6 protein-coding genes are annotated in these 7,329 nt (G+C 63.0%); 4 read left to right on the forward strand and 2 right to left on the reverse strand.

The genetic code is table 11. The features are described from left to right. Positions 1-4: 4 nt before the first annotated feature. A complete protein-coding gene (locus CAF92_RS04730) occupies positions 5-1,387 on the reverse strand; it encodes an amino acid permease (RefSeq protein WP_046615601.1) in 1,383 nt (460 codons plus the stop codon). Between the two features lie 252 nt (positions 1,388-1,639). On the opposite strand from CAF92_RS04730, the gene gcvA reads away from it, so the two are divergent. Both gcvA and CAF92_RS04740 read left to right on the forward strand, forming a co-directional pair. Beyond that, positions 1,640-2,536, forward strand: a complete 897-nt coding sequence (gcvA, locus tag CAF92_RS04735; protein ID WP_046615600.1) for a transcriptional regulator GcvA — start codon at positions 1,640-1,642, stop codon at positions 2,534-2,536. A 232-nt stretch (positions 2,537-2,768) separates the two neighbouring features. After that, positions 2,769-4,019, forward strand: coding sequence for an aspartate aminotransferase family protein (locus tag CAF92_RS04740; protein WP_085599530.1), 1,251 nt, complete (start codon positions 2,769-2,771; stop codon positions 4,017-4,019). 3 nt (positions 4,020-4,022) lie between these two features. Here CAF92_RS04740 and CAF92_RS04745 read toward each other — a convergent pair whose 3' ends face one another. Next, positions 4,023-4,325 carry a hypothetical protein gene (locus CAF92_RS04745; RefSeq protein ID WP_015271046.1) on the reverse strand — a complete coding sequence of 101 codons (303 nt, stop codon included), beginning with the start codon at positions 4,323-4,325 and terminating at the stop codon, positions 4,023-4,025. A 232-nt stretch (positions 4,326-4,557) separates the two neighbouring features. Here CAF92_RS04745 and CAF92_RS04750 point away from each other — a divergent pair, with 232 nt between their 5' ends. Both CAF92_RS04750 and fusA read left to right on the forward strand, forming a co-directional pair. After that, the gene (locus tag CAF92_RS04750; protein ID WP_085599532.1) at positions 4,558-4,983 is read left to right on the forward strand and encodes a hypothetical protein; all 426 of its coding nucleotides are present in this window, start codon (positions 4,558-4,560) and stop codon (positions 4,981-4,983) included. A gap of 73 nt (positions 4,984-5,056) precedes the next feature. Next, the gene (gene fusA / locus CAF92_RS04755; protein WP_046615596.1) at positions 5,057-7,168 is read left to right on the forward strand and encodes an elongation factor G; all 2,112 of its coding nucleotides are present in this window, start codon (positions 5,057-5,059) and stop codon (positions 7,166-7,168) included. Positions 7,169-7,329 lie beyond the last annotated feature (161 nt).

A 7,329-nucleotide genomic window follows, 5' to 3' on the forward strand; every position in this document is an offset into this window, starting at 1 on the left:
AACATCAGGCCGCCTGGGCAACCACCCTGGCGCGCCGCTGGGTCAGCGAAACCAGCAGGATGAACGCGGTCACCCCGGCGGTCATCAGCGTCTCGTAGCGGTAGGCATCGCTGAACAGCATGTAGCCCAGCACCATGACGATGGTGCCGATCACCAGCCAGGTCAGCCACGGGAACAGCCACATCTTCAGCTCCAGCGGCCGCCCTTCACGCTCGGCACGGGCCCGCATGCGCAGCTGCGACACGGCAATCACCAGGTACACCAGCAAGGCGATGGCGCCGGTGGTGGACAGCAGGAAGCCGAATACCTTGCCCGGGAACACATAGTTGACAAAGCATCCGGCAAAGCCGGCCAGGGTCGAGAAGATGACCGCCACGGTCGGTACGCCAGAGCCGGAGATACGCTTGGTAACGCTCAGTGCCTGGCCACGGGCGCCCAGCGAATAGAGCATGCGCGACGCGGTGTACAGGCCCGAGTTCATGCAGCTGGTCACGGCCACCAGCACCACGATATCCACCAGCAGCTTGGCACCCGGCACGTTCAGCACTTCCAGCACGCGCTGGAACGACCCCACCGCTTTCAAGCCCGGGTCGTTCCACGCCACCAGCGACACCACCAGGAAGATCGACGCCAGGTAGAAGATGGCGATGCGGTACACCACCAGGTTGGTGGCGCGGCGGATCTTGTCTTTCGGGTTGGCGGTTTCGTCAGCCGCAATGGTGACGATTTCGGCGCCGAAGAACGAGAAGATGGTGATCAGCACGCCACCGAGCACAGTGCCGAAACCGTTGGGCATGAAGCCGCCGTTGTCCCACAACCGGCTGACCCCCGACACCTCGGCCAGCGGCCAGACGCCGAACACCGCCAGGCTGCAGACCACGATGAAGGCGATGATCGCCACCACCTTGACCAGTGCGAACCAGTACTCGAAGGCACCGAAGTTCTTCACGCTGATCAGGTTGGTACCCGACAGCACCAGCATGATCAGGAAGGCGAACAGCCACGACGGCACGCCAGGGAAGTAGGCATGCAGGATGTCGGCACCGGCAATGGCCTCGACCGGAATGATCAGTACCCAGAACCACCAGTACAGCCAGCCGATGGTAAAGCCCGCCCAAGGGCCGATGGCTTCGGAGGCATAGGTGGAAAACGAGCCACTGTTGGGGTTGGCGATGGCCATTTCGCCCAGCATGCGCATCACCAGCAGGACCAGCAGCCCGGTCATGGCGTAGGAGATGAGGATGGCCGGGCCGGCGGTGGCGATGGCGTTGGAGGAACCGATGAACAGGCCGGCGCCGATGATGCCGGCGATGGAGATCATGGATACCTGACGGGACGTCAGGCCGTGCTGCAGGGAGCGCTGTTTGTTGTTGTGTAGCGAAGCCATGAAGAACCCTCGAATGGGTCGGCCGCAGCAAGGCGGCTGAAGACTGGAGCAGAATTCTTATAAATTTCTGATGTTCGTTGTTGTTTTGCAGATGCCGGAAGCGGGTACTGACCTCCTCTTCGCACGACCGGTTGTAATCGTTGATCCAGGTCAGTATTAATCTATAGGGCGGGGTCAACAAACGACCTTTTCGAAACACATGATTCCGTTATGGAATGAACTCCTTCCTTTTTTGCTCGGTATTTGCCCGTCATGTCCAAACGCCTGATGCCTTCGACCACCGCCCTTCAGTGCTTCGAAGCGGCCGCCCGCCACCTGAGTTTCACCCGCGCGGCCCAGGAACTGCACCTGACCCAGAGCGCCGTCAGCAAGCAGGTAGCGCAGCTCGAAGACATGCTGTCGCACTCGCTGTTCCAGCGCATTCGCCGACGCCTGCACCTGACCCCGGCAGGCGCGCTGTACCTCACCGAAGTGAACAAGATCCTCACCCAGATCGACATTTCCAGCCGCTACATCCTCAGCTACGGCGACGAGACCGAAGTGCTGCGCATCGCCACACAGCCCACCTTCGGCGCACGCTGGCTGGTACCCCGGCTGAAGGGTTTTGGCGACCGCTACCCGCGCATTCACCTGGATATCCGCAACGAGCTGGAGCCGTTCGATCTGGTGCAGGCCAAGGCCGACATTGCGTTTTTCTTCGGCCAGGGCACCTGGCCCGGGGCAACCTGCATCGAGTTGTTCAGCGAGGAAGTGGTGCCGGTGTGCAGCCCGCAACTGCTGGCCAATTACCGTTTCGACAGTGCCCAGGCGCTGACCGAACACCGCCTGTTGCAGTGCGTGTCGCGCCCGGAGGCCTGGCACGAATGGTTCCTGGGGCTGGGGCTGCACAGCCAGAACAGCTACCACGGGCCCCGTTTCGACACGTTCTACCTGTGCATCCGCGCGGCCATTGCCGGCTGCGGCATCGCCCTGATTCCGCGCTACCTTGTGGCCGAAGAGCTGAGCGAGGGCAAGCTGGTGGTGGCCTGGGACCACCCGGTGGCGAGCAATGGCCGGCACTTCATCGCCCATGCCGAGCATGCGGCCGAAGTGCCCAAGGTCAGAGCCTTCGTGCAGTGGATTCGGGAGCGGGTGGCCGAGGGGGATTGATTTGACCTGTACCGGCCTCTTCGCGGGCTTGCCCGCTCCCACAGAGGCTGCACTGTGCTCGAACCTGCAGTGATCCTGTGGGAGCGGGCAAGCCCGCGAAGAGGCCGGCACAGGCAAAAAAAAACGGCTAGATCAAGAATCCATGGAATGATCGCAATCGAATAATTCGTTTGCGGAATAACCTGCCAACACGCTTGGATAATAAGAAATTCGAACAAAGGTCCGCGTGCCCATGAACCAGGAAAGTATCAGCCAGTCCATTGCCATCGTTCATCCGATCACACTTTCCCATGGCCGCAATGCCGAAGTCTGGGACACCGACGGCAAACGTTACATCGACTTCGTAGGCGGTATCGGTGTACTCAACCTGGGCCACTGCAACCCGGCCGTGGTCGAGGCGATCCAGACCCAGGCCGCTCGCCTGACCCACTACGCCTTCAACGCAGCCCCCCACGGCCCATACCTGGCGCTGATGGAACAACTGAGCCAATTCGTACCAGTCAGCTACCCATTGGCCGGCATGCTCACCAACAGTGGCGCGGAAGCTGCGGAAAACGCCCTGAAAGTGGCCCGTGGTGCCACCGGCAAACGCGCCATCATTGCCTTCGACGGCGGCTTCCACGGTCGCACCCTGGCCACCCTGAACCTCAACGGCAAGGTCGCCCCGTACAAGCAGCGGGTCGGTGAACTGCCGGGGCCGGTTTATCACCTGCCCTACCCCAGCGCCGACACTGGGGTTACCTGCGAACAGGCCCTCAAGGCCATGGACCGCCTGTTCAGCGTCGAGCTGGCAGTGGAGGACGTGGCGGCGTTCATCTTCGAGCCGGTGCAGGGCGAAGGCGGCTTCCTCGCCCTTGACCCAGCTTTCGCCCAGGCCCTGCGCCGCTTCTGCGACGAGCGCGGCATCCTGATCATCATCGACGAGATCCAGTCGGGCTTCGGCCGCACCGGCCAGCGCTTCGCCTTCCCGCGCTTAGGGCTCGAGCCCGACCTGCTGCTATTGGCCAAGAGCATTGCCGGCGGCATGCCGCTGGGTGCAGTGGTCGGGCGCAAGGAGTTGATGGCAGCGCTGCCCAAAGGCGGCCTGGGTGGCACCTACTCTGGCAACCCGATCGCCTGCGCAGCGGCCCTGGCCAGCCTGGCGCAGATGACCGACGAGAACGTCGCTACCTGGGGTGAGCGCCAGGAGCAGGCAATCGTGCGCCGCTTCGAGCACTGGAAGGCCTCGGGCCTGAGCCCGTTCATCGGCCGCCTGACCGGCGTCGGCGCCATGCGCGGGATCGAGTTCGTCAATGCCGACGGCAGCCCGGCACCGGCGCAACTGGCCAAGGTGATGGAAGCGGCGCGGGCCAAGGGCCTGTTGCTGATGCCGAGCGGCAAGGCGCGGCACATCATCCGCCTGCTGGCACCGCTGACCATCGAGGCGGAAGTGCTCGAGGAGGGCCTGGATATCCTCGAGCAGTGCCTGACCGAGCTGAACTGATACTTACAAGCCCAGTTCTGCCGGAGTGAGCATGTCGGACTCGAAGGCAATCCAGCCGCCTTCGAGCTCGGCGTGGCCGTTGACGATCGGGCCGTAGTAGGTCAGGCCGTTCTCCAGGGTCACGCAGATGTGTGTGGCGTTCTTTTCGGGGGCTGCGAGCGTACCGACGAAATGCACCTTCTTCAGCGTTTCGGTCACCGCTTCCAGGCCAACGCGCATGTTGGGGTTTTCCGAGGCCTCGGCGTCGCCGCCACGGTCTTCGGCGCTGACGGTGATGGTGGCGATGTACGGGTACTTGGTGCTCAAGCGGGGTTACCTCAGTGGGTGTGTAGGCGTATGGGCGCGTAGAGTACGGCAGGTGGTCTCTATTGTCTCTACTGGCCTCTTCGCGGGTAAACCCGCTCCCACAGGGACCGCATGCGCAGTACCTGTGGGAGCGGGTTTACCCGCGAAGAGGCCGGGCCTGCAAAAGGTGATCTGAAGGGCCCGATCTGTTAGGGTGCCCGCCGATGCATGCCACACCACACGAGGATACCGAGTGAGCGCCGAAGAACCCCTGATCGCCGACCTGTTCGAAGTCGACAAACGCCTGTCCCTCAAGCCCGTGGTGGACTTCAACAGCTACCTGCGCAACGCCTTCGGCGAAGGCGCGTGCCGTTGCCATCGCTGCACCGAAGGTGGCGACCAAGGCACCTACAGCCACGCCCACACCTTCACCTTCGACGACAGCCAATGGCACCGCCGCTTTGCCAGCACCTCCGGCAGCGACGTCGCCCAGGCCCTGAAAAAGGCCTGGCTGTCATACACCAAGGCCGATCTCAACCTGGTCGGCGCACTGGACCTGGCCACCCTCAAGACCTTCACAGAGGCTGCCCTGCACGCGCGCCTGCTGGCCCTGCTGCCTGCCAGCGGCCTGGCCCGCGAAGTGGATGGCCAGTGGCTGCTGCAAGCCCAGGCCGACTGACGGCCCGGCGGTAAAGCAGGATTCTCCCGTTCTGCTACCGTGGGAGAATCCGTTCATCCGCAGGTAGTCCGCCATGGCCCGTACAACGCCCATCGAGCTGTACCGCAATATCGGTATCGTCGCCCACGTGGACGCCGGCAAGACCACGACCACCGAGCGGATCCTGTTCTACACCGGGGTCAATCACAAGATGGGCGAAGTGCACGATGGTGCCGCGACCATGGACTGGATGGCCCAAGAGCAGGAGCGCGGCATCACCATCACTTCGGCGGCGACCACTGCCTTCTGGCAGGGCTCGACCAAGCAGTTCGCCCACAAGTACCGCTTCAACATCATCGACACCCCGGGCCACGTCGACTTCACCATCGAGGTGGAACGCTCGCTGCGCGTGCTCGATGGCGCGGTGGTGGTGTTCAGCGGCGCGGACGGGGTCGAACCTCAGTCCGAGACCGTATGGCGCCAGGCCAACAAGTACCACGTGCCCCGCCTTGCCTACATCAACAAGATGGACCGCCAGGGCGCCGACTTCCTGCGCGTGGTCAGGCAGATCGATCAGCGCCTGGGCCACCACCCGGTGCCGATCCAGCTGGCGATCGGCAGCGAAGAGAACTTCATTGGCCAGATCGACCTGGTGAAGATGAAGGCGATCTACTGGAACGATGCCGACCAGGGCACCAGCTACCGCGAAGAAGACATCCCCGCCGAACTGCAGGCACTGGCCGACGAGTGGCGCGCGCACATGGTCGAGGCAGCGGCCGAGGCCGATGACGAACTGCTCACCAAGTTTCTCGAAGGCGAAGCGTTAAGCATCGAAGAGATCAAGGCCGGCCTGCGCAAACGCACCCTGAACAACGAGATCGTGCCGACCATCCTCGGCTCGTCGTTCAAGAACAAGGGCGTGCCGCTGATGCTCGACGCGGTCATCGACTACCTGCCCGCCCCGTCGGAGATCCCGGCCATCAAGGGCACCGACCCGGATGACGAAGAAAAGCACCTGGAGCGACACGCCGATGACAGCGAGCCGTTCTCGGCCCTGGCATTCAAGATCGCCACCGACCCGTTCGTCGGCACCCTGACCTTCGCCCGGGTCTACTCCGGCGTGCTCAGCTCCGGCAACGCGGTGCTCAACTCGGTAAAGGGCAAGAAGGAACGCATTGGCCGCATGGTGCAGATGCATGCAAACCAACGCGCCGAAATCAAGGATGTGTGCGCCGGCGACATCGCCGCGCTGATCGGCATGAAGGACGTGACCACCGGCGACACCCTGTGCGACATGGACAAGCCGATCATCCTGGAGCGCATGGACTTCCCCGACCCGGTGATTTCCGTGGCGGTGGAGCCAAAGACCAAGGCCGACCAGGAAAAAATGGGCATAGCCCTGGGCAAGCTGGCCCAGGAAGACCCGTCATTCCGCGTGCGCACCGATGAGGAGACCGGCCAGACCATCATCTCGGGCATGGGCGAGTTGCACCTGGACATCATCGTCGACCGCATGCGCCGCGAGTTCAACGTCGAGGCCAACATCGGCAAACCGCAGGTGGCCTACCGCGAGAAAATCCGCAACACCTGCGAGATCGAGGGCCGCTTTGTCCGCCAGTCCGGTGGCCGAGGGCAGTACGGTCACTGCTGGATCCGCTTCGCCCCCGGCGACGAGGGCAAGGAAGGCCTGGAGTTCATCAACGAGATCGTTGGCGGCGTGGTACCACGCGAGTACATCCCGGCGATCCAGAAAGGCATCGAGGAGCAGATGAAGAACGGCGTGCTGGCCGGCTACCCGCTGATCAACCTGAAGGCGGCGGTGTACGACGGCTCGTACCACGATGTCGACTCGAACGAAATGGCCTACAAGATCGCCGCCTCGATGGCCACCAAGCAGCTGTCGCAGAAAGGTGGTGCGGTGTTGCTGGAGCCGGTGATGAAGGTGGAAGTGGTGACCCCGGAGGAGTACCAGGGTGACATCCTTGGCGACCTGAGTCGGCGCCGCGGGATGATCCAGGACGGTGATGAAACGCCGGCCGGCAAGGTGATCCGTGCCGAGGTACCGCTGGGCGAGATGTTCGGCTACGCCACCTCGATGCGCTCCATGACCCAGGGCCGGGCCAGCTTCTCGATGGAGTTCACCCGTTATGCCGAGGCACCGGCGAGCATTGCCGATGCCATCGTCAAGAAGAACCGCGGGGAATAGTTCATTCGCCTGTACCGGCCTCTTCGCGGCTAAAGCCGCTCCCACAGGGAATGCATAACCCCTGGACTGCCCCCGAAAAGTTGGACAGTTTTAGCCAGTAGCCTGAGTCCTGTAGCTGACAGGGCTCAGGCCATTGAGTTTCAGCCTGATGCGATCATGGT

The sequence above is a fragment of the Pseudomonas sp. B10(2017) genome (genome assembly GCF_002113295.1).
GTDB classification, from domain to species: Bacteria; Pseudomonadota; Gammaproteobacteria; order Pseudomonadales; family Pseudomonadaceae; genus Aquipseudomonas; species Aquipseudomonas pudica.

Bases quoted from the DNA above. Each gene is read 5' to 3' on its own strand.
- CAF92_RS04730 (WP_046615601.1), bottom strand. From the start codon at position 1,387: ATGGCTTCGCTACACAACAACAAACAGCGCTCCCTGCAGCACGGCCTG.
- gcvA (WP_046615600.1), top strand. From the start codon at position 1,640: ATGTCCAAACGCCTGATGCCTTCGACCACCGCCCTTCAGTGCTTCGAA.
- CAF92_RS04740 (WP_085599530.1), top strand. From the start codon at position 2,769: ATGAACCAGGAAAGTATCAGCCAGTCCATTGCCATCGTTCATCCGATC.
- fusA (WP_046615596.1), top strand. From the start codon at position 5,057: ATGGCCCGTACAACGCCCATCGAGCTGTACCGCAATATCGGTATCGTC.